Origin of the sequence: Micromonospora sp. GCM10011541 (genome assembly GCF_042650725.1) — a bacterium.
Lineage (GTDB): Bacteria > Actinomycetota > Actinomycetes > Mycobacteriales > Micromonosporaceae > Micromonospora > Micromonospora sicca.
In genome coordinates this window covers 241601-262239 of the sequence record NZ_JBHSBP010000035.1, presented here as the reverse complement: position 1 = coordinate 262239, position 20639 = coordinate 241601, and the positions used below count along the sequence as shown (strand labels likewise).

At 73.2% G+C, this 20639-nt stretch carries 18 protein-coding genes and 1 riboswitch; of the genes, 10 read left to right on the top strand and 8 right to left on the bottom strand.

What is annotated here, in order from left to right; translation table 11 throughout:
• Window positions 1–196: 196 nt before the first annotated feature.
• A complete protein-coding gene (locus tag ACFOYX_RS15190; RefSeq protein ID WP_322438996.1) occupies window positions 197–1858 on the top strand; it encodes a ribulokinase in 1662 nt (553 codons plus the stop codon).
• Between the two features lie 138 nt (window positions 1859–1996).
• Here the strand turns inward: ACFOYX_RS15190 and ACFOYX_RS15185 are convergent, their stop codons facing one another.
• Window positions 1997–3415, bottom strand: a complete 1419-nt coding sequence (locus ACFOYX_RS15185) for a glycine hydroxymethyltransferase (RefSeq protein WP_322438995.1) — start codon at window positions 3413–3415, stop codon at window positions 1997–1999.
• An 18-nt stretch (window positions 3416–3433) separates the two neighbouring features.
• Window positions 3434–3523, bottom strand: a riboswitch (ZMP/ZTP riboswitch).
• 138 nt (window positions 3524–3661) lie between these two features.
• Here ACFOYX_RS15185 and ACFOYX_RS15180 point away from each other — a divergent pair.
• The gene (locus ACFOYX_RS15180; RefSeq protein ID WP_322438994.1) at window positions 3662–4528 is read left to right on the top strand and encodes a metallophosphoesterase; all 867 of its coding nucleotides are present in this window, start codon (window positions 3662–3664) and stop codon (window positions 4526–4528) included.
• A 49-nt stretch (window positions 4529–4577) separates the two neighbouring features.
• On the opposite strand, the gene ACFOYX_RS15175 is transcribed toward ACFOYX_RS15180, so the two are convergent.
• From ACFOYX_RS15175 to ACFOYX_RS15160, 4 genes are all read right to left on the bottom strand, one after another.
• Window positions 4578–5078: a hemerythrin domain-containing protein gene (locus tag ACFOYX_RS15175; protein ID WP_109804059.1), complete on the bottom strand. Its 501-nt coding sequence runs from the start codon at window positions 5076–5078 to the stop codon at window positions 4578–4580.
• Window positions 5079–5197: 119 nt separating this feature from the next.
• A complete protein-coding gene (locus ACFOYX_RS15170; RefSeq protein WP_322438993.1) occupies window positions 5198–6682 on the bottom strand; it encodes a S8 family serine peptidase in 1485 nt (494 codons plus the stop codon).
• 147 nt (window positions 6683–6829) lie between these two features.
• Window positions 6830–7699 (bottom strand): NAD(P)H-hydrate dehydratase, encoded by an 870-nt coding sequence (locus tag ACFOYX_RS15165; RefSeq protein ID WP_109804061.1) that lies wholly within the window; start codon window positions 7697–7699, stop codon window positions 6830–6832.
• Window positions 7683–8414 (bottom strand): histidine phosphatase family protein, encoded by a 732-nt coding sequence (locus ACFOYX_RS15160; protein ID WP_109804062.1) that lies wholly within the window; start codon window positions 8412–8414, stop codon window positions 7683–7685. Before ACFOYX_RS15160 ends, ACFOYX_RS15165 begins: the two co-directional genes overlap by 17 nt.
• A gap of 138 nt (window positions 8415–8552) precedes the next feature.
• On the opposite strand from ACFOYX_RS15160, the gene ACFOYX_RS15155 reads away from it, so the two are divergent.
• Window positions 8553–8783: a hypothetical protein gene (locus tag ACFOYX_RS15155; RefSeq protein ID WP_109804068.1), complete on the top strand. Its 231-nt coding sequence runs from the start codon at window positions 8553–8555 to the stop codon at window positions 8781–8783.
• Between the two features lie 138 nt (window positions 8784–8921).
• Window positions 8922–9896, top strand: coding sequence for a DNA primase small subunit domain-containing protein (locus ACFOYX_RS15150; protein WP_322438992.1), 975 nt, complete (start codon window positions 8922–8924; stop codon window positions 9894–9896).
• An 85-nt stretch (window positions 9897–9981) separates the two neighbouring features.
• Here the strand turns inward: ACFOYX_RS15150 and ACFOYX_RS15145 are convergent, their stop codons facing one another.
• Window positions 9982–11022 carry a P1 family peptidase gene (locus ACFOYX_RS15145; RefSeq protein ID WP_322438991.1) on the bottom strand — a complete coding sequence of 347 codons (1041 nt, stop codon included), beginning with the start codon at window positions 11020–11022 and terminating at the stop codon, window positions 9982–9984.
• A gap of 185 nt (window positions 11023–11207) precedes the next feature.
• Complete coding sequence (locus tag ACFOYX_RS15140) at window positions 11208–11714, bottom strand: Lrp/AsnC family transcriptional regulator (RefSeq protein ID WP_322438990.1); 507 nt, start codon at window positions 11712–11714, stop codon at window positions 11208–11210.
• A gap of 72 nt (window positions 11715–11786) precedes the next feature.
• On the opposite strand from ACFOYX_RS15140, the gene pdhA reads away from it, so the two are divergent.
• The 5 genes from pdhA (at window position 11787) to ACFOYX_RS15115 (ending at window position 18865) form a co-directional block, all read left to right on the top strand.
• Window positions 11787–12992, top strand: coding sequence for a pyruvate dehydrogenase (acetyl-transferring) E1 component subunit alpha (gene pdhA, locus ACFOYX_RS15135; protein WP_322439000.1), 1206 nt, complete (start codon window positions 11787–11789; stop codon window positions 12990–12992).
• The gene (locus ACFOYX_RS15130) at window positions 12992–14008 is read left to right on the top strand and encodes an alpha-ketoacid dehydrogenase subunit beta (protein ID WP_322438989.1); all 1017 of its coding nucleotides are present in this window, start codon (window positions 12992–12994) and stop codon (window positions 14006–14008) included. The genes pdhA and ACFOYX_RS15130 overlap by 1 nt, the downstream gene beginning before the upstream one ends.
• Window positions 14009–14084: 76 nt before the next feature.
• A complete protein-coding gene (locus ACFOYX_RS15125; protein WP_322438988.1) occupies window positions 14085–15476 on the top strand; it encodes a dihydrolipoamide acetyltransferase family protein in 1392 nt (463 codons plus the stop codon).
• A gap of 241 nt (window positions 15477–15717) precedes the next feature.
• The gene (locus tag ACFOYX_RS15120; protein WP_322438987.1) at window positions 15718–17397 is read left to right on the top strand and encodes a right-handed parallel beta-helix repeat-containing protein; all 1680 of its coding nucleotides are present in this window, start codon (window positions 15718–15720) and stop codon (window positions 17395–17397) included.
• Window positions 17398–17596: 199 nt separating this feature from the next.
• Window positions 17597–18865, top strand: a complete 1269-nt coding sequence (locus ACFOYX_RS15115) for an Ig-like domain-containing protein (RefSeq protein WP_322438986.1) — start codon at window positions 17597–17599, stop codon at window positions 18863–18865.
• A gap of 74 nt (window positions 18866–18939) precedes the next feature.
• Here the strand turns inward: ACFOYX_RS15115 and ACFOYX_RS15110 are convergent, their stop codons facing one another.
• A complete protein-coding gene (locus ACFOYX_RS15110) occupies window positions 18940–19959 on the bottom strand; it encodes an SMP-30/gluconolactonase/LRE family protein (protein ID WP_322438985.1) in 1020 nt (339 codons plus the stop codon).
• A 217-nt stretch (window positions 19960–20176) separates the two neighbouring features.
• Between ACFOYX_RS15110 and ACFOYX_RS15105 the strand changes: the two genes are divergently transcribed.
• A complete protein-coding gene (locus ACFOYX_RS15105; protein ID WP_322438984.1) occupies window positions 20177–20542 on the top strand; it encodes an STAS domain-containing protein in 366 nt (121 codons plus the stop codon).
• The last annotated feature ends 97 nt before the right edge of the window (window positions 20543–20639 follow it).

The following is a 20639-nucleotide window of genomic DNA, read 5'->3' as shown; positions in this document are numbered from 1 at the left end:
CGCGCCTACGCCGAGCGCCGCCGCAGCCAAGGAAAAACCGACCGAGAGATCAAACGCTGCCTCGAGCGCTACATCGCCCGCGAAATCTACCGACGCCTCGAAACCCCGCCCTCAGAGCTTGACGCAGCATAGGAGCGTCCGGTTAGCGTCTTCTCCCACCACCGCCGCTGGTCGGCGGTGGCGGGAGGAGGCAACAGTGGGCCGCTACGTCGTCGGCGTGGACTTCGGCACGCTCTCCGGCCGGGCCGTGGTGGTCGACGTGGCCGACGGCGCCGAGCGGGGCAGCGCGGTGCACGCGTACCGGCGCGGGGTGCTCACCGACTGGCTGCCGGACGGGCCGGCGCTGCCGCCGGACTGGGCGCTGCAGGACCCGGAAGACCACCGCGAGGTGCTGCGGACCGCCGTGCCCGCCGCCGTCCGCGCGGCCGGCGTCGACCCGGCCGAGGTGATCGGCATCGGGCTGGACGCCACCTCCTGCACGGTGCTGCCCACCCTGGCCGACGGCACCCCGCTCGCCGAGCTGCCCGAGCTGCGCGACCGGCCGCACGCCTGGCCGAAGCTCTGGAAGCACCACGCCGCGCAACGGCAGGCCGATCGGATCAACGCCCTCGCCGCCGAGCGCGGCGAACCCTGGCTGGCCCGCTACGGCGGCCGGGTCTCCGCCGAGTGGCAGCTCGCCAAGGCGCTGGAGGTGCTGGAGGACGACCCGGCGGTGTTCCGCCGGGCGGAGCGCTGGATCGAGACGGCCGACTGGCTGGTCTGGCAGCTCTGCGGCCGCCCGACCCGCAACGTCTCCGCCGCCGGCTTCAAGGGACTACGCCAGGACGGCCGCTACCCGGCCCCCGACTTCCTCGCCGCGCTCCACCCCGAGCTGCCCGACCTGCTGCCAAAGGTCGACGGGCCGCTGGTGGAGTCCGGTGCCCGGGCCGGCGCGCTGACTGCCGAGGCGTCCGGATGGACGGGCCTGCCGGCCGGCGTCGCGGTCGCGGCCGGCGCCATCGACGCGCACGTCACCGCCGCCGCGGCCCGGTCGGTCGAGCCGGGCCGGATGCTCGCCGTCCTCGGCACCTCCACCTGCCTGATCATGAATTCGGACGCCTGTCACGAGGTGCCCGGGGTGTGCGGCGTCGTCGAGGGCGGGGTCACCGCCCGCGGCTGGGGCTACGAGGCCGGGCAGAGCGGCGTGGGTGACATCTTTGCCTGGTACGTCGAGCGGGCCCTGCCCGGGTCGTACGCGGACGAGGCGCGGCGGCGCGGGGTCTCGCCGTACGAGCTGCTGGACGCCCTCGCCGCCGACCAGCCGGTGGGCGGGCACGGGCTGCTGGCGCTGGACTGGCACAGCGGGAACCGCTCGGTGCTGATGGACCACGAGCTGAGCGGCGTGCTGGTCGGGCTGACCCTGGCCACCCGGCCGGAGGAGATCTGGCGGGCGCTGCTGGAGGCCACCGCGTTCGGCGCGCGGACGGTCGTCGAGGCGTTCACCGCGGCCGGGGTGCCGGTGGACGAGTTGACCGCGGCCGGTGGGCTGACCGCCAACCGGCTGCTGCTGCGGATCTACGCCGACGTGCTGCGCCGGCCGCTGCACGTGCTGGACGCCGCGCACCCGGCCGCCCTCGGCGCGGCGATCCACGCGGCGGTGGCGGCCGGGGCGTACCCGGACGTGGAGGCGGCCTCGGCGGCGATGGGCGCGCGGCACCGCGAGACCTGGCGCCCCGACCCGGCCCGCGCCGCCGCCTACGACGACCTCTACGCCGAGTACCGCGCCCTGCACGACCACTTCGGCCGGGGAGGAACCGACGTCCTGCACCGCCTCCGCGCCCTTCGCAACCGCGCCCACCACACCCCCGGCGCCTGTTGATCAAGAGGTTCGCGTCTCCGGGAAACCCGCGGATCAGGCGCAAACCTCCCGATCACCGCGGTCGGGGGGGCGGGTGGGGCGGGAAGTGCGACGCCCCGCGCGGCCGGGGGCCGGGCGGGGCGTCGGTGGTGCGGGGCGTCAGCCGAGGTGGACGGCGGGGTAGAGGGGGAAGCCGGCCAGCAGGTCGCTGGCCTGCTTGCTGACCTTGTCGGCCAGGGCCGGGTCGAGGACGTACTTGGCCTTGGACTCGCCCGACGTGGTCTGGCTGAGCACGGTGTGGATCAGCTCGGCGGTCTGGTCCATCTCGGCGGTGCCGAGACCGCGGCTGGTCAGCGCCGGGGTGCCGATCCGGATGCCCGAGGTGTACCAGGCGCCGTTCGGGTCCTGCGGGACCGAGTTGCGGTTGGTGACGATGCCCGAGTCGAGCAGCGCCTGCTCGGCCTGCCGGCCGGTGAGGCCGTAGCCGGTGACGTCGATGAGCACCAGGTGGTTGTCGGTGCCGCCGGTGACCAGCTTGGCGCCCCGGCGGGTCAGCCCCTCGGCGAGCGCCTGGGCGTTGTCGACGATCCGCTGGGCGTAGTCGGCGAAGTCGGGGCGGCGGGCCTCGGCCAGGGCGACCGCCTTGGCGGCCATCACGTGCGGCAGCGGACCGCCGAGCACCATCGGGCAGCCCCGGTCGACCTGGTCGGCCAGCTCCGGCCCGCAGAGCACCATGCCGCCCCGCGGGCCGCGCAGCGACTTGTGGGTGGTGGTGGTGACGATGTGCGCGTGCGGCACCGGGTCGAAGTCGCCGGTGAAGACCTTGCCGGCGACCAGCCCCGCGAAGTGCGCCATGTCGACCATGAAGGTCGCGCCCACCGAGTCGGCGATCTCCCGCATGATCCGGAAGTTGACCCTCCGCGGGTACGCGGAGTAGCCGGCCACCAGGATCAGCGGTTTGAACTCGCGGGCCGCCTCGGCCACCTTGTCGTAGTCGACCAGGCCGGTGGCCGGATCGGTGCCGTAGCTGCGCTGGTCGAACATCTTGCCGGAGATGTTCGGCCGGAAGCCGTGGGTGAGGTGACCGCCGGCGTCCAGCGACATGCCCAGCATCCGCTGGTTGCCCAGCTCGCGGCGCAGCGCGAACCAGTCCGCCTCGGTGAGGTCGTTGACCTGGCGTACCTGGGCCTTCTTCAGGGCGGGGGACTCGACGCGATCGGCCAGGATCGCCCAGAATGCGACCAGGTTGGCGTCGATGCCGGAGTGCGGCTGCACGTACGCGTGGGCGGCGCCGAACAGCTCCCGCGCGTGCTCGGCGGCGAGCGCCTCGACCGTGTCGACGTTCTGGCAGCCGGCGTAGAAGCGACGCCCGACGGTGCCCTCGGCGTACTTGTCGCTGAACCAGTTGCCCATGGCCAGCAGGGTGGCCGGAGAGGCGTAGTTCTCGCTCGCGATGAGCTTGAGGGACTCGCGCTGGTCGGCCAGCTCCGCCCCGATGGCGTCGGCCACCCGCGGCTCGACGGCCCGGATCACCTCGAGCGCGCTGCGGAAGGCGGTGGATTCGGCGTTCAGCGACATGCGACCTCCTGGTGACGTGCGGAAGGCCCAGGCGCTCGGCATGCGTCCTCGTGACGGGACCGCTCCCCGATGGTTCTCCATCCCCACGCGCCAGTAACGGCCCGCGCAGATCCTACCGGGTCCGCCGGGGGTGGCCCGGTCCACCTCCGGCAACCCGTCGGCGTGGCGCGGCCGGTTCGAGCCAGCCTCGACCGCCGCACCGGTCGCGTCCCCCGTGGGCGCGGCGGCGGACCCTAGGATCGACGGATGGTGGGGGAGGACGACGGGGCGCTGCTCGCCATCAGCGACCTGCACGTCCGGCACGCCGACAACCGCGCCGTCGTCGAGGCGCTGCGCCCGGAGTCGCCGCGGGACTGGCTGCTGGTGGCCGGCGACGTCGGCGACACGGTGGCCCAGGTGGAATGGGCGCTCGACCTGCTCAGCCGGCGCTTCGCCCGGGTGGTCTGGGCCCCGGGCAACCACGAGCTCTGGACGCCGCCGGGCGACCCGGTCCAGCTCCGCGGTGTCGCGCGCTACCAGCACCTGGTCGACCTCTGCCGCCGCCTCGGCGTGCTCACCCCGGAGGACCCGTACCCGGTGTGGCGCGGTCCGGGCGGGCCGGCGCTGGTGGCGCCGCTGTTCCTGCTGTACGACCACAGCTGGCGCCCGGACGGCCTGGACACCCCGGAGGCGGCGCTGGCGGAGGCGTACCGGACCGGGGTGGTCTGCACCGACGAGGTCCTGCTGCATCCCGATCCGTACCCGAGCCGGGCGGCCTGGTGCGCGGACCGGGTGGCGACGACGGCGGCCCGGCTCGCCGCGCGGGACCCGGCGCTGCCGACGGTGCTGGTCAACCACTTCCCGCTGGTCCGCGAGCCGACCCGGGTCCTGCGCCATCCGATCTTCGCGCAGTGGTGCGGCACCGAGGCAACCGCCGACTGGCACCGGCGCTTCGCCGCCGCCGCGGTGGTCTACGGCCACCTGCACATTCCCCGGACGACCTGGCACGACGGGGTCCGGTTCGAGGAGGTGTCGGTGGGCTATCCGCGCGAGTGGAAGCAGCGGTCCCGGCCGCCGGGCGTCCTGCGCCGCATCCTGCCCGCCCCTGAGGGGACCCCGCCGACGGCGTGGTGACACAGGTCGGGGCCCGACCGACGGCCGGGCCCCGGGGCAGTCGCGTGGGTCAGGCGGTGGCGGCGTCCAGCTGGCTCTTGCGGGCCTTCGGGTCATCCGGGGTGCGCGGGGCATCCTTGCGCATCGCGATCATCCGCTCACCGATCTCCTGGAGCTGGTTGCGGCCGAGCGCCTCCCGCACCTTGGGGAACCACTCCTGCTCCTCCTCCTCGACGTGGTGCTCGACGTTCTCGATCAGCACCGTCGTCTTGGCGACGAAGCGCTCGTCGGAGGCGTCCATGGCGGCCAGCTCCGCACAGAGCAGGTCCGCCACGTGGTGCTCCTCGTACGACTCGAGGATGTCGTCCTCGAGGTCCGGCAGGAGCTTGCGGACCTCCGGATACATCACCTCGTTCTCCAGGTAGGTGTGCACCGTCAGGGCTTCGAGGATCTGGTTCACCAGCTCCTGGCGCCGGCTGGCCGGGCCGTCCTCGGCCTTCTGGAACTCCCGGAAGAGGCGGCGCATCTCCTTGTGGTCCTCTTTGAGCAGCACGATGGCGTCGGTGGACACCGGTACCTCCTTGGGGGTTGGGCTGACGGATGATCCCCTACCCCCGACATGAGCTGCGAAAACGGATGGGGCCCGGCGATGTTCCGCCGGGCCCCACCACAGGTCGTGCTGTGCCGCAACTACTTCACCGCGTTGTACGCGTCGACCATGCCCGCGCCGTAGAACGAGTTGCGCTCCCCGCCGGAGCAGGTCGCGTTGTAGGCCGTCGGACCGTCCGGGTGCAGCGGCGCCGGGTTGTAGACGCCGTCCGGGCAGGACTGCGCCACCGACGACTGCTCCAGGAACGACGCCAGCTGGCCCGGGGTCATCCCCGGGTGGGCCGACAGCGCCAGCGCCGCGACGCCGGCGGCGTGCGGGCCGGACATCGACGTGCCCTGCTTGTAACCCCAACCGTTGGTCTTCGTGACCGGGTTGAAAGTCGTCGACAGGACCTGGTCGGTGGTGGTCCCCCGGACACCGGCGGTGCGGAACCGGCTGTCACCACCGGGTGCGGTGACGTCGACAACCCCCAGGCCGTACGAGGAGTAGTAGCTCTTCGCACCGGTCGGGCCCACCGCCGAGACGGTCACCACGCCCGGGGCCTCGGCCGGCAGGTCGAGGCAGGCGTTGGTGAGGTTCTCCCGAGCCTCCGGCGTCCCGTCGTCCGGGCTGCCGAAGTCCGAGAGCTTGTGGGCCAGGTCGTAGTTGGAGTTGCCCGCGGACGCCACGTTCAGCACGCCCTTGGACTGCGAGTAGCGGATGGCCCGCTGCACGGCCTGCCACACCGGACGCTGGCGCGCGTCGTTGCGGCAGTTCAGCTCCCACGGGTCGATGTAGTAGCTGTTGTTGGTCAGCCGCATCCCGTGGGTGGCGGCCCACATGAACCCGCAGACCGCAGCCTCCGGGTAGATGAAGCCGCCGTCGTTGACCACCTTGACGGCGGCGACCTTGACGCCCGGCGCGATGCCGGTCACGCCGACGCCGTTGACGGCGGCGGCGATGGTGCCGGCTACGTGGGTGCCGTGGTCGCTGGTGGTCGGGTTCCACGCCGTCTCGGAGGTGTCGACGACACCGCCGAGGCAGGACGTGCTCTTGTCCTTGGCGATCTGGGTCGCCAGGTCCGGGTGGGTGCTCGAGATGCCGCTGTCCAGCACGCCGACGACGACGTTCGAGCTACCGGCGTTGACCGCGTGGGCCTGCGGGACGTGGATCATGTCCATGTCCCACTGCTGACCGTAGAGCGGCTCCTTGGTCGGGTCGCCGGTGGCGCTGGCGACATCGGCCGCGGAGACCTCGACGGTCTCACCCTCGTCGAGGGCGGTGCCCAGGCCGGCGGTGGACGCGACCGAGTCGACGCCCGCGCCCGCCACCTGGGTGGCGAAGTCCGGGTTGGTCGACCGGACGACGAGCACGCCGATCTGGTCGTAGTTGGCCACCACGGTGCCCTTGGCGGCCGCCACCCGGGCGGCCGCCTTCTCGGTGTTGGCGCCCTGCGGGGCGAGGACCAGGAACGTGGTGTCCGGTCCGGCGGCCGCCGCCGGTGCCAGCCCGCCGGTGACGGCGAGACCGACGCCGAGCGTCACGGCGGACGCGGCGGCCAGTGTCTTGCGACGGAGGTTCTTCACACAGACTCCCAGGGGGCCGTTCCGGCCGGGTCGCACTCCCTGGCGGGGAGCGGACCGGCGGGAAGCGGGCCGGCTGCCCGCTTCCGAGAGTTCAGCGTAGGGAGATGGTGTGTTGTTACACACACCCGAACGGACGAACAACAACCGTCAGACGGTGGCCAACGTTTGGGGGATCTCGTCGAGCAGCTCACGGGCGAGGAAGCCGATCCGGCCGTAGCGGGGGGCCAGCCGTTGGCCGCTGACCGCGTGCGCGAACGCGGCCCAGCAGGCGGCCTGCGCCGGTTGCGCGCCGCGGGAGAGCAGGCCGGCGAGCAGCCCCGCGCGTACGTCGCCGCTGCCCGACGTGCCCAGCCCGGCGTCGCCGCTCTCCTCCCGCCAGCCCCGCCCGTCCGGGGTGGCGATGTGCCCGTACAGGGAGACCACCGTGTCGTAGCGGCGGGCCACCTCGGCCGCCTCGGCGTCCAGGTCGTCGCCGAGGTCCCGGTCGAGCAGGTGTTGGGCCTCGGTGAGGTTCGGGGTGAGCACCACCGGACGGCCCGAGCCGACCAGCAGGTCCGGCGCGTGGCTGAGCGCGCCGAGGGCGTACGCGTCGAACACCAGGGGCGTCTCCGGCCCGGCGGCGCCCAGCACCAGGTCCAGCAGCCCGCGGGTGGCGTCGATGTCCTTGAGGCCGGGGCCGACGGCCACCACGTCGGCGTCGGCCACGAGGTCGGCCAGGAGGCCGCCGGGACCGCCCGCGACCGCCCCGTCGGAGGTCTCGGGCAACCCCACCACCAGCGCCTCCGGCACCTGGATGCTCAACGCGGTGGCGGTGGACTCGGCCGTGGCCAGTTGGAGCACGCCGGCGCCGGCGCGCAACGCCGCCACCCCGGCCAGCAGCACCGCGCCGGGAGTGAACCGGGAGCCGCCGACGACGAGCACCCTGCCCCGGTGCTCCTTGCCGCCGGTCGGCACCGGCAGCGCCCAGTCCCGCAGCAGCGCGGGGGTGATGACCGGAGTGTCAGACCGGTTCGGCATGGACCTCGTCCTCCCTGGTCGGCCGCGCGCCCTGCCGATGCAGGTGGGCGACCTCGTTGAACCCGTCCGGGACCAGCCGGCCGTCGGCGCCCGCCGACCAGCCGGTCACCGAGCAGTTGGCGATGACGTGCTCCCGGGTGAGCGCCATCAGCTCCGCCTCGGTGAGCCCCTCCACCAGGTAGCGCAGCAGGAAGACCAGCGCGTCGTGGCCGAACAGCAGCACCCGGCGGTCCGGGTGGTCGCGGCGCAGGTCGCCGAGGAGGGTACGCAGCCGCAGCGCCACGTCCGTCCACGACTCGCCGCCGGGCGGGCGGTAGTAGAACTTGCCCAGCCGGGTCCGGCGGTCCGCCTCGGCCGGGAACCGCTGGCGCACGCCGTACGGGGTCAGGCCGTCGAGGATGCCCAGTTCCCGGTCGCGCAGCCGCTCGTCCCGGTTGACCGGGATCCCGGTGCCGGCCAGCGCCAGCTCGGCGGTCCGCACCGCCCGCAGGTACGGCGACACCACCGCCACGTCGGGACGGCGTGCCTCGGGCAGGCCGGCGAGCCAGCGACCGGTGGCGCGGGCCTGCTCCTCCCCGGTGGTCGACAGCGGCACGTCCGCGTCCCGGTGGGTCAGGTCGATCAGCTCGGCCCCGGAGGCCTCCGCCTGGGTGGCCGCGACGTTCGCCGTGCTCTCGCCGTGCCGCACGATCCAGAGCGTTGCCAGTTCCGCCATGCGGCCTCCGGTACCCGGGCCCCCGCCCGGGTAACCGCACCGGTCGCCGGTCGGCCTGCGGGTGCGTGAACGCTCGGCGGGCGGGTAAGCGCTGGCTCCACGCGAAGCCGAGACATGGGGAGGTACGCCGTGGCGACGATGATCAGCGAGAAGGTCAGTGTGGTCAAGGACAAGAACTACGACCTGATCCACACCATCCAGCTCTCGCTGGAACACGTCTGGCGAATGGAGACGTACATCGCCGACGCCGAGGAACGGGGTGACAGCGAACTGGCCACCTGGTTCCGCAAGATGCAGGAGAACAACCGCAAGGCCGCCGACCAGGGCAAGAAGATGCTCATGGAGCGGATGCAGAAGGAAAACGGCTAGACCGGACGTACGGCGACCGGCGGGCGGGTGCGCCCGCCGGTCGCCGCGAAATGTCGGCGGGTCTCCGCCCGCCGGCGTCCTGCTCGTCGCCTGACAAGTACCCGGCGGCGGGTGGACCGGCGTCGTACGGTGTGAGGCGTGGCGACCACGGCGGCCGAGGAGATCCGGGTGGGGGAGCGGCTGGTCCGCGTCTCCAGCCCCGACAAGCCGTACTTCCCGGAGCGCGGACTGACCAAGCTGGACGTGATCCAGTATTTCCTCGCCGTCGGCGACGGCATTCTGCGCGCGCTTCGGGACCGTCCGACCATGCTGGAGCGCTGGCCCCGCGGCGTCTTCGAGGGGGCGAAGATCGCCACCCGGCAGACCAACCGGGGTGACGCCTTCTACCAGAAGCGGCTGCCGGCCGGCGCGCCCGACTGGGTGCGGACCGCGCACCTCACCTTCCCCAGCGGGCGGACCGCGGACGAGGTGGCCCCGACCGAGCTGGCGGTGGTGATCTGGGCGGCGAATCTCGGCACTCTCCGGTTCCATCCGTGGCCGGTCTCGGCGGCCGACGTGGAACATCCCGACCAGCTCCGCATCGACCTCGACCCGATGCCGGGCGTCGACTTCGCGCAGGTGGTCCCGGTCGCGCACGAGGTGCGGGCGTTCCTCGACGAGCTGGGGCTGGTCGGCTACCCGAAGACCACCGGCGGGCGCGGCCTGCACGTCTACCTGTCGATCGAGCCGCGCTGGAGCTTCGGCGAGTGCCGGCGGGCGGTGTTGGCGCTGGGCCGCGAGATGCAGCGCCGGCTGCCCGACCTGGTCACCACCACCTGGTGGCGGGAGCAGCGGGACCGGCCGGTCTTCGTGGACTACAACCAGATGGCCCGGGACCACACCGTGACCTCGGCGTACTCGATCCGGCCCACGCCGGCGGCGCTGGTCTCCGCGCCGCTGGACTGGTCGGAGCTGGACGACGCGCGGCCCGAGGACTTCGACGTGCTCAGCATGCCGGGCCGGTTCGCGGAGCGGGGTGATCCGCACGCCGGCCTGGACGAGCGCCGCTTCTCCCTGGCGCCGCTGCTGGAACTGGCCGACCGGGAGGGCCTGGCGGCCCCGCCGGAGCGCTGACGCCCGGGCCGTGTCTCAGGCCCTGGTTCGCCGCCGGCCTCGTGGATGAGGCCTCCGAGCACCGTTCAGGTGCCCATACCCCGGCTCAGGCCTGCGCCGCCAGCCGGCCGGCCGCCGACAACCGCTCGATCACCGCCCGGTGCGGAACGGCGTAACTGGTGTTACCACGCCCACTGGTGGTGGTGGCGGTGAAGAGCGAGTTGAGTAGCGCTTCCTCGACCGCGTCCATGACGGCGGTGAAGGCTGGGTTGATCTCCCCGTCGGGGATTGGTGGCTGGTCCGGCTGTGCCGTGCTGAACGCGATCGCGTAGTCGCCGCTGGCGTTGCTGTAGGACGCCCCGACCCGGCCCATGGCGAAGACCGCCCGTCGGGCGAGCCGCCCGAGCTGTCGCGCGTCCAGGGGCGCGTCGGTGGCCACCACGATCATGCATGAGTTGCCGGGTGGTTCGGTCCGGTCGGCGTCCGGGATCAGCTCATCGACCGGCAGCGGGACTCCGAGGGCGGTCAGGACTCCGCCGAAGTTGGACTGGACGAGGGCGCCGACGGTCGCCGGGCGGTCGGCCACCCGTACGGCCCTGGACGAGGTGCCGATGCCGGCCTTGAAGCCCAGGGCCGTGGTGCCGGTGCCGGCCCCGACGCAGCCCTCCGCCGGCGGTTCGCCGGATGCCCGGGTGATGGCGGCGAGCACGTGTTCTTCGGTGATCGGGCGACGGCGGATGTCCGAGAGATGCCCGTCGTTGGTTTCTCCTACCAGTGGGTTGAACGACAGGTCGCCCGGCCGGCGGTCCATCAGGTACCCCAGCAGCGCGTCCGCAGCCCGGAACACGGACAGCGTGCCGGTCAGGAGGACGGGTGACTCCAGTACGCCGAGTTCGTCCACCTGGGTCGAGCCGACGAGTTTCCCGTGGCCGTTGCCGGAGTACACGGCGGCCGGCAGGGTCCACCGTCCGGGGCCGAGTTGGCTCGGTACGACGGCGGTGACACCGGTGTGCAGGTCGGCGCCGTCGTCGATGGTGGTGTGCCCGACCAGGATCCCCGCGACATCGGTGATCACGTTGTGCCGCCCGGTGGACAGCGGGCCCACGACGACCCCGAGGTCGCGGGCACGGCAGCGCTGCTCATTCATGGTGCTCCTGTCGTTGTTTCAGTCCGGCGGTGCTGGGATCGTTGCGGAATCTGGCCGGTCGAGTGTGGTGGTATCCGCACGACGAGGACCACGACAACATCCAGGGTGGGGTCGCGCTCATCGCGGACGCTTGAGGTCAAACCCCACTTCTGCTTTACGCGCCGCCATCGCACCCGAGGTGCCGCCTACTCCCAGGGGCTCTGCGTGCCGTCGAACTCCTCGAAGACCAGCCAGGTGCGCGTCGACAGCACCCCGGCGATGCTCTGCACCCGCTCCAGCACCACGTCCCGCAGCGTGGCGTTGTCCGGCGCCCGGACCAGCGCGAGCACGTCGTGCTCGCCGCTGAGCAGGGCGACGTGTTCGACGTAGCGGACCTGGGCCAGCTCGGCGGAGACCTCCCGCCAGGTGTTCTGCTCGATGGTCAGCGCGATGTACGCCGACGTGCCCAGCCCGGCCGGCTCCGGCGCGACCTGGGCCCGGAACCCGGTGAGCACGCCGTCCCGCAGCAGGCGCTCCACCCGGGCGTACGCGTTCGTCCGCGAGACGTGCACCCGTTCGGCCAGGGTACGGATGGACAGCCGCCCGTCCCGGACCAGCTCGTCCAGGATTCGCCGGTCGACCTCGTCGAGCGGCCCGGCCGAACGTCCCGTTCCGCCCGCCTCGCCCGGTGCCGGGCTGGTCTCCTGGCTCATGAATCGCTCCTCAGCTCACCATTCGTCCCACGTTCACCGGGGATCTTGAGTCAATCATCCAACAGCAGGAGCATAGGGCCACCACACGTCCAGGAGGTCCCCGCCGTGACGAGCACACCCCAGGCGGTCCGCAGGGCATCCCCGCGCACCCGCCGGCCGGCCACCCCGGCCGCACCCGACCCGACGGCCGGCCTGCTGCCGACGGCCGAGCCGGTCCGACTGCTGAACCCGGACGGCACCCCGCTGCCGCCTCGCGCCGACTACCCCGAGCCGTCGGTCGAGGCGCTGCGCGAGATGTACCGCCGGATGGTCGTCGGCCGCCGCTTCGACGTCCAGGCCACCGCCCTGACCAAGCAGGGCCGGCTCGCCGTCTACCCGTCCTCCCGGGGACAGGAGGCCTGCCAGGTCGGCGGGGTGCTCGCCGTCCGCGACACCGACTGGGTCTTCCCCACCTACCGCGAGTCGATGGCGCTGACCGCCCGGGGCATCGACCCGGTCGAGGTGCTCACCCTGCTGCGCGGCGACTGGCACTGCGGCTACGACCCGACGCGGGTGCACACCGCGCCGCAGTGCACCCCGCTGGCGACCCAGTGCGTGCACGCCGCCGGGCTCGCCTACGGCGAGTCCTACCAGGGCCGGGACACCGTCGCGCTGGCCTTCATCGGCGACGGCGCGACCAGCGAGGGCGACTTCCACGAGGGGGTCAACTTCGCCGCCGTGTTCAAGGCCCCGGTCGTCTACTTCGTGCAGAACAACAAGTACGCGATCAGCGTCCCGCTGTCCCGGCAGACCGCCGCGCCGAGCCTGGCGTACAAGGGCGTCGGCTACGGCGTGCCCAGCGAGCAGGTCGACGGCAACGACCCGGTGGCCGTGCTCGCCGTGCTCACCCGCGCGGTCGAGCACGCCCGCTCCGGCCGAGGGCCGTTCCTGGTGGAGGCGCACACCTACCGGATGGAGGCGCACACCAACGCCGACGACGCCAGCCGGTACCGGGACCCCGACGAGGTCGAGGCGTGGCGCGACCGGGACCCGGTGGCCCGCCTGGAGACCTACCTGCGGGCCCGCGGCGTGCTCGACGACGCCGCCGTCGACGCGATCGCCGAGGAGGCCGAGGCGTACGCCGCGGACCTGCGCGAGCGGATGAACGCCCAGCCCACCGTCGACCCGCTCAGCCTCTTCGAGCACGTCTACGCCGAGCCGACCCCGCAGCTGGTCGAGCAGCGCGAGCAGGTCCGCGCCGAGCTGGCCGCCGCCCGCGACTCAGAGGGGGACGCCTGATGGCCACCATGACCATGGCGAAGGCGCTCAACGCCGCGCTCGCCGACGCGATGCTCGACGACGACCGGGTGGTCGTCTTCGGCGAGGACGTCGGGCAGCTCGGCGGCGTCTTCCGGATCACCGACGGGCTCCAGGCCCGCTTCGGCGACAAGCGCTGCTTCGACACCCCGCTCGCCGAGGCCGGCATCGTCGGCTTCGCCGTCGGCCTGGCCATGTCCGGGCTGCGCCCGGTGGTCGAGATGCAGTTCGACGCGTTCGCGTACCCGGCGTTCGAGCAGATCGCCTCGCACGTGGCGAAGCTGCGCAACCGCACCCGTGGGGCGCTCAGCGTGCCGATCGTGATCCGGGTGCCGTACGCCGGCGGCATCGGCGGGGTCGAGCACCACTGCGACTCCTCCGAGGCGTACTACGCGCACACCCCCGGCCTGAAGGTGGTCACCCCGGCCACCGTCGAGGACGCGTACTCGCTGCTGCGCACGGCGATCGACGACCCGGACCCGGTCGTCTTCATGGAGCCGAAGAAGCTCTACTTCTCCAGCGCCGAGGCGGAACTGCCGGCGCGCACCGCGCCGTTCGGCACGGCCGTCGTACGCCGGGCCGGCACCGACGCCACCCTGCTGGCGTACGGGCCGGCGGTGCCGGTCGCGCTGGAGGCCGCCGAGGCCGCCCGCGAGGAGGGCTGGGACCTGGAGGTCGTCGACGTCCGCACCATCGTGCCGTTCGACGACGCCACGGTCACCGCCTCGGTACGGAAGACCGGCCGCTGCGTGGTGATCCAGGAGGCGCAGGGCTTCGCCGGGGTCGGCGCGGAGATCGCCGCCCGGGTGCAGGAGCGCTGCTTCCACGCCCTGCACGCCCCGGTGCTGCGGGTGTCCGGCCTGGACATCCCGTACCCGGCCCCGATGCTGGAGCACACCCACCTGCCCTCGGTGGACCGGGTGCTGGACACCGTGGCCCGGCTCCAGTGGGACGACCAGCCCGACCCGCGCTGGCTGCCGCAGGGGAGCGTCGCATGAGCGAGCGTAGCGAGCGAATCATCAGGCACAGCCCGGACGAGGCTCATGCGGATACCGACCGACGGGAGGAATCCGCATGACCACCGTCGAGCGGACGCAGGTCTTCCTCCTGCCCGACCTGGGCGAGGGGCTGAGCGAGGCCGAGATCGTCGAGTGGCGGGTGGCCGTCGGCGACGTGGTGACGGTGGACCAGAGCGTGGTCGAGGTGGAGACCGCCAAGGCGGTCGTGGACGTGCCCTGCCCGTACGCCGGTCGGGTCGTCGCGCTGCACGGCGCGGCGGGTGAGGTACGCCCGGTCGGCCAGCCGCTGATCACCATCGCGCCGCTGGACGGCGCCGGCCCGGACGGCCGGGAGCCCGCCGGGCACGCCACCTACCGCGAGGAGGAGCGGGCCGGCTCCGGCAACGTGCTGATCGGGTACGGCACCGGCCACGGCGGTTCGGGTCGGCGGCGTCGCCGCCCCCGCCTGGCGCTGGCCCCCGAGCCGGCCCCCGCCGCACCGGCCGCCCCCGAGTCGGCCCCCGCCGCGCCGGCCGCACCTGAGCCGGCTGCCGCCGCCGCGTCCCCGCGGGCGGCCCTGGTCATCTCGCCGATCGTCCGGCGGCTGGCCCGGGAGCGCGGCGTGGACCTGGCGACGGTCCGGGGCACCGGACCGGGCGGCGTGATCCGGCGGGCCGACGTGGAGGCCGCCGAGGCCACCCCGGCCGCCCGGCTGGCCGCCGTCCCGGACCAGCCGGCCCCGGCCGCGCACGTCGGGCTCGCCCCGGCCGGCGACCAGGACCTGGTCATCCCGTTGACCGGCATCCGCAAGGTCATCGCCGACAAGCTCTCCCGCAGCCGGCGGGAGATCCCCGAGGTGACCATCTGGGTCGACGTGGACGCCACCGCGCTGCTGGCGACCCGCGCCGCGATCAACGCGGCCACCCCGGACGCGCCGGTCAGCATCCTGGCCCTGCTGGCCCGGATCTGCCTCAGCGGGCTGCGGAGGTATCCGCAGCTCAACGCCCACGTCGACACCGAGGGGCAGCGGATCGTCCAGTCCGCCGGGGTGCACCTGGGCATCGCCGCGCAGACCGACCGGGGCCTGCTGGTCCCGGTGCTGCGCGACGCCCAGCGGCTGACCACCCGGGAGCTGGCCGCCGAGCTGGCCGCCACCACCGCCGCCGCCCGCGCCGGCACGCTGCCCCCGGCGCGGCTCACCGGCGGCACCTTCACCCTGAACAACTACGGGGTGTTCGGTGTGGACGGTTCCACCCCGATCATCAACCACCCGGAGGCGGCGCTGCTCGGCGTCGGCCGGATCGTGGACAAGCCCTGGGTGGTCGACGGGCAGCTCGCGGTCCGCAAGGTCACCCAGCTCAGCCTCACCTTCGACCACCGGGTCTGCGACGGCGGGGTGGCCGGCGGCTTCCTGCGGCACGTCGCGGACTGCGTCGAGCAGCCCGCGCTGCTGGTCGCGAACGTCTGACGGCGCGCGGAGCCGGTCGCCCGTCCGGGCGGCCGGCTCCGACCCGTACGGGCCGCCGTGCGGGTCGGTTCCCCGGCGGTGACCGGTGTCGCCGGCGTTGGTCGGACCGCCCCCGGAAGGCGGCGTAGTCCACCGCCGTCCCGTCTGTCGCATCTGCTCCCCGTGCCCGTCCCGCGGTGTTAACCGCTCGGGAGGCCGGGAATCCGAGGCCGTCGTCGCCCGGAGTCCGAGAGGAGCAGCCGTGTCGTACCAGCAACTGCCGCCCACCGTGCGGAACCGCCGCCCGGCCGTCGCGGGCGCGCCGCTGTGGTGCGACGCCCGCGAGTACGGCCTGACCGGCGACGGGGTGACCAACGACCAGCCGGCGCTGGCCGCGCTGGTGGACCGGCTCGGCGACGGCTACGTCGCCGACGGACGGGCGCGGGTGATCTACTGCCCGCCGGGGATCTACTCCGTCCGCGACGCCGGGACCGTCTGGCGCAGCGGGGTGTCGCTGATCGGCGCCGGCCCGGCCGCGACCCGGTTCGTGCTGAGCAACGAGGGCAACCGGGCCGACCCGACGCCGCTGGCCTTCTGGACCACCGTGCAGCACGGCGCGAGCCGGGACCGGCACATCGCCGACTGCACCTTCGCCGACTTCGAGATCGACGGCTCGGGGGTGGCGATGGCCGAGTACAACTACCTGGCCAAGGGGCTGGGCCTGCAGTACATGGTGCGGGCAATGTTCCGCAACCTCTACATCCACCACACCGCCGCAACGGGGCTGGGCTGCGACTTCCTCCAGGACAGCAGCATCGACGGCGTGGTGGTGGTCGGCTGCGGCCGGCTGGACAACGGGGAGGAGATGGGCGGTGCCGGCATCGGCGTCGGCATCGGCGGCTGGGGGACGGTGGAGCGGCTCACCATCGCCAACTGCACCGCCCTGGGCAACGGCACCAACGGCATCTTCCTCGAGTTGCAGAAGCCCTACTGGCCGCCGCCGCGCGGCTACCGGATCATCGGCTGCCACAGCCAGGGCAACCGGTTCGGTATCTCCGACTGGGGAGCCGACGGCCTGATCGTCACGGCCTGCACGATGACCGGAAACCTGGAGGCCGGGTACGACGTCTCGGCCAACGGCACCGCCGGGGTGGCCGGCCGGGGCGGGCTGCTGACCGACTGCGTGATCGACGGCAACCTGGCCGACGGCATCAGCATGGGCAACACGCCCGGGCCGTACACCGTGCGGGGCAACCGGATCACCGGCAACGGGCGGCACGGCTTCCACGAGCACAACCTCGGGCGCGGCTACCAGGACCCGGCGCTGGACGTGGTGGTCGAGAGCAACGAGTTCTGGGGCAACGGCCTGGACGCGATCCGGGTCGACCGCCCGATGACGGACACCGTTCTGCTCAACAACCGCATCCGCAACAACGGCCGACAGTGCGCCGGGGCGTCCACGGGCGGCGGCGAGACGGTCCGCTACGGCGACCAGAACCTGGTCGACCGGTCGGCGGACTGGCCGCACGACGGCCACCGGGGCAAGGTGCTCCGGGTCGGCAAGCGCACCGCCGTGGTGGCCGCGAACACCGGCACCGAACTCTCCCTCGCCCCGGTACGCCCCGACGCCTGCACCGCGTGGAGCGGCGACACCCCGGTGCCCGGCACCTCGTACGAGTTGTCGGCCGCGCCGGAGACCCGGGCCGGCATCGCGATCAACGCGGCGTTCGACTCGGCGACCATCCGGGGGAACCGGGTCTGGGACAACCACGACGTGCGGACGCAGACCCACGGGCTGTGGGTCACGGACCGGGGCAGTTGGGTGGACTGCCGGGTGGAGGACAACGACTTCGCCGGCAACGGCGTGGCCGCCACCCGCCTGGACACCCCGTCGCTGGGCGGGCGGTGGGACCGCAACCACGGCGACGAGGACTGGGACTGACCGGCCCGGTCCGGTACGTCCGTGCGCCGCCCGCCCAGGACTGCCGATCCCGGACGTCGTGGCCCGAGCGTCGCCTGCCGGGCACACCCGGCATCAAATGGCCGTCCCGTCGCCCACCATTTCCTCCAAAAGCGCGACCCGGCCGGAGAAACGCCGTACAGAATGGGGCCAACGGGGACTGGGAAATGGGGTGTGGAATATGGACGTGAGACGGCGATTGAGGCTGTTCGCAGTAACCATCGCAGTCACGCCATTGGTGATCGGCGGCTGCACCGCCGGTCAGCGGGAGGCTGCGAAGCCGGGGCACGGGAAGGCGGCCGCGCCGTCGGTGACCGTGACACCGGCGGACCGGACCAAGGATGTGCCGATCAGCGCAGAGGTGGGCGCGAAGGTCGCGCACGGGAAGGTCACCGCGGTCCGGCTCACTGACGACAAGGGTGTGCAGGTGCCGGCCGAGCCGCGGGAGGACGGGTCGGGCTGGGTGCCCACCCGGCCATTGCAGAACTCCCGGACGTATACGGCGGAGGTCACCGCGACCGGCGGTTCCGGACGTACCACCACGCAGAAGACGACGTTCACCACGATGGCGAAATCGACCAAGCCGGCCGTCACCACCGAGCTCTATTTCACCAGTAATCAGACGTACGGGACGGCGATGCCGGTGGTCGTCGCATTCGATCCGCCAATTCCGAAAGAGGCCAGAGCGGACGTACAGCGCCGGTTGTTCGTGAAGACCGACCCGCCGCAGCCGGGCGCCTGGTCGTGGGAGTCCGACGGCAAGCAGGTCGAGTACCGGGCGCCCGACCACTGGAAGTCCGGCACGAAGATCAGCGTACGGAGCGCGCTGCAGGGGCTGCCGATCGGCAAGGACGCCATCGGCGACGCCGACCACAGCGCGACCTCCAAGATCGGCCGGCAGGTCTCGCTCGACATCGACAACGCCACCAAGCAGATGTCCGTCTACCAGGACGGCAAGCTGCTCCGCAAGGTCCCGGTGAGCATGGGCAAGTCGAGCACGCCCACCTCCAGCGGCAAGATGGTGATCATGGAGAAGTTCGACCGGACCACCTTCGACACCCGGGGTTCGGCCGATCCTTACGTGGTCGACGTCGATGACGCCCAGCGGCTCACCTGGGGTGGCGAGTTCATCCACTCCGCCCCGTGGTCGGAGGGGGAGCAGGGCTTCACCAACACCTCACACGGCTGCACTAACGTCTCCGCGGCGGCCGCGGACTGGCTGATGGGCGTCACCCACGTCGGCGACCTGGTGACCATCAAGGGCACCGAGGTGAAGCTGGACCAAGGCAACGGGTTCACGGCCTGGAACGTCAGCTGGGACGAGTTCATCAAGGGCAGCGCGCTGCCCGTACCGGCCGGGCTGAAGCCCACCCACGTCGCCACGCCGCACCCGGGCGCGGTGGCCGGCGGTTCGGCGCCCGCACCGGCCCCCTCGGCCAGCGGCGGCTGACCCACCGGGGAGGAACGACCCGGGCCGGCCCGCCACCCTCGGACGGTGGCGGGCCGGCCGCCCGTCACGGCCGCTCAGCCGAGGCGCACCCGGGCCACGCCCGTCGCGGTCAGGCTGCCCAGCCAGAGCACGTCCCCGTGCTGCCGCACGCCGGTGATCATCGAGTACGCGCCGGTCGGGCCGTGCAGCGTCCGGAGCACCCGCCCCTCGCCGTTGACCAGCGCGACCAGGCCGTAGCGGCGGGGCTGCGGCTGCACCGCCCCCGGCAGCAGCGCCACCAGCTGTCGTACCCGGGGATGCGGCAGCAGCCGCTCCATGATCGGCAGGCGGGGGCTGGGCAGGGCGATCCAGTACGTCCCGTCGCCCACCGCGGCGACGTTGTCCGGGTACGCGGGCAGGTCGGTCAGCACGGTGGCCCGGCCGTCCGGCAGGTCGATCCGGAGCAGCCGGTGGGTGGCCGTCTCCACCAGCATCAGCGCCGACTCGTCCGGGGTGAGGGCGACCCCGTTGGGGAAGTAGAGCCCGCTCGTCACCACCTCGGTGCGCCCGGTCCGCCGGTCGTACGCCAGCACCCGGCCGTTGGGCCGGTGCTCCAGCAGGTCCTTCTTCCAGTGCGACAGCGGGAACCGATCGGACGAGTCGGTGAAGTAGATGGTGCCGTCCCGGGCCACCGTGCCGTTGTCGGCGAGGTGCACCGGCGGCGCCGTGCCGGTCAGTTCGTGCACCACGCCGTCCGGGGTGACCCGCAGCAGCCCTCGATAGGCGTCGCAGACCACCAGGCCGCCGTCGACCGGGTCGAGCTCGATACCCAGCGGTCGGCCGCCGGTCTCGGCGAGCAGCCGGGGCGGAGTGCCCGGCGGCGCGTCCGCCGGCCACCACCACAACCGGCCGTCCTCGTCCCCGCTGATCACCCGGCCGTCCGGGTCGATCAGCACGTCCTCCGGCCCGTGCGCGCCGTACGGCAGCGGCAGCAGGTCGGCGTGGTCGAGCCGGAGGTCGGTGGGGGCCCACGGCCCCTCCAGTGGCGGAGGCACGGTGGCCGGCTCGCGGACGGGCCGGATGAGTCGGGGCGGGCGCTGACGGGGAACGGCCATCCGCTCATTGTCACCCGCCGATGCGCCCGGGGCAGCCCTCGTTCGCCGGGGAACGGCGCGGCGACGGAGGTTTCCGGGCCCTCCGGGGAGAGGCGCACGGCATCGTGGGGGCACCTGACCGGGGACCCTGACGTCCCTCGGGGTCGGACCCGGGCCGTACCCGGATCCCGGTCCGGGCGGGCCGGAACTGTCGGTCCCGGCGGATAGGTTCGTCGGCATGGGGCAGCGCAGCGACCGGTTCCACGTGGAGATCACCGTGGGCGACCAGGTGGTGGACGTCCGGGCGGTCGGCGAGATCGACATCGCGACCATCGGGTCGTTCCGGGCCGCGCTGTGGGCGGCGCCGGCCCGTCCGCTGCTCCGGCTGGACCTGTCCGGCGTGCGGGTGCTCTCCGCGGCCGCGGTGCGCACGCTGATCGCGGCCCACCTGCGGGTCCGCGCGCGGGGCGGCGAGCTGGTGCTGGTCGACCCGGATCCGGTGGTGGCGCGGGTGCTGCGGGCCACCGGCCTGCACCGGGTGCTGCCGGTGCGGCAGTCGGCGACCGTGGCGACGGCGGGGGTGGCGGAGCTGGTGCCGGCCTGACCACGCCGGTCGGGCCGGGGCGATCCCGCCGGGCGGTTCCCGAGCCGCGCAGCGCGCAGGGGGCCGCCGGCGACACGCCGCCGGCCCCCTGCGCCGG

Excerpts from the sequence above, each read along its gene's own strand:
- ACFOYX_RS15185 (WP_322438995.1), bottom strand. The coding sequence starts at position 3,415 with ATGTCGCTGAACGCCGAATCCACCGCCTTCCGCAGCGCGCTCGAGGTG.
- ACFOYX_RS15180 (WP_322438994.1), top strand. The coding sequence starts at position 3,662 with ATGGTGGGGGAGGACGACGGGGCGCTGCTCGCCATCAGCGACCTGCAC.
- ACFOYX_RS15165 (WP_109804061.1), bottom strand. The coding sequence starts at position 7,699 with ATGCCGAACCGGTCTGACACTCCGGTCATCACCCCCGCGCTGCTGCGG.
- ACFOYX_RS15160 (WP_109804062.1), bottom strand. The coding sequence starts at position 8,414 with ATGGCGGAACTGGCAACGCTCTGGATCGTGCGGCACGGCGAGAGCACG.
- ACFOYX_RS15155 (WP_109804068.1), top strand. The coding sequence starts at position 8,553 with ATGATCAGCGAGAAGGTCAGTGTGGTCAAGGACAAGAACTACGACCTG.
- ACFOYX_RS15145 (WP_322438991.1), bottom strand. The coding sequence starts at position 11,022 with ATGAATGAGCAGCGCTGCCGTGCCCGCGACCTCGGGGTCGTCGTGGGC.
- ACFOYX_RS15140 (WP_322438990.1), bottom strand. The coding sequence starts at position 11,714 with ATGAGCCAGGAGACCAGCCCGGCACCGGGCGAGGCGGGCGGAACGGGA.
- ACFOYX_RS15130 (WP_322438989.1), top strand. The coding sequence starts at position 12,992 with ATGGCCACCATGACCATGGCGAAGGCGCTCAACGCCGCGCTCGCCGAC.
- ACFOYX_RS15125 (WP_322438988.1), top strand. The coding sequence starts at position 14,085 with ATGACCACCGTCGAGCGGACGCAGGTCTTCCTCCTGCCCGACCTGGGC.
- ACFOYX_RS15115 (WP_322438986.1), top strand. The coding sequence starts at position 17,597 with ATGGACGTGAGACGGCGATTGAGGCTGTTCGCAGTAACCATCGCAGTC.
- ACFOYX_RS15110 (WP_322438985.1), bottom strand. The coding sequence starts at position 19,959 with ATGGCCGTTCCCCGTCAGCGCCCGCCCCGACTCATCCGGCCCGTCCGC.
- ACFOYX_RS15105 (WP_322438984.1), top strand. The coding sequence starts at position 20,177 with ATGGGGCAGCGCAGCGACCGGTTCCACGTGGAGATCACCGTGGGCGAC.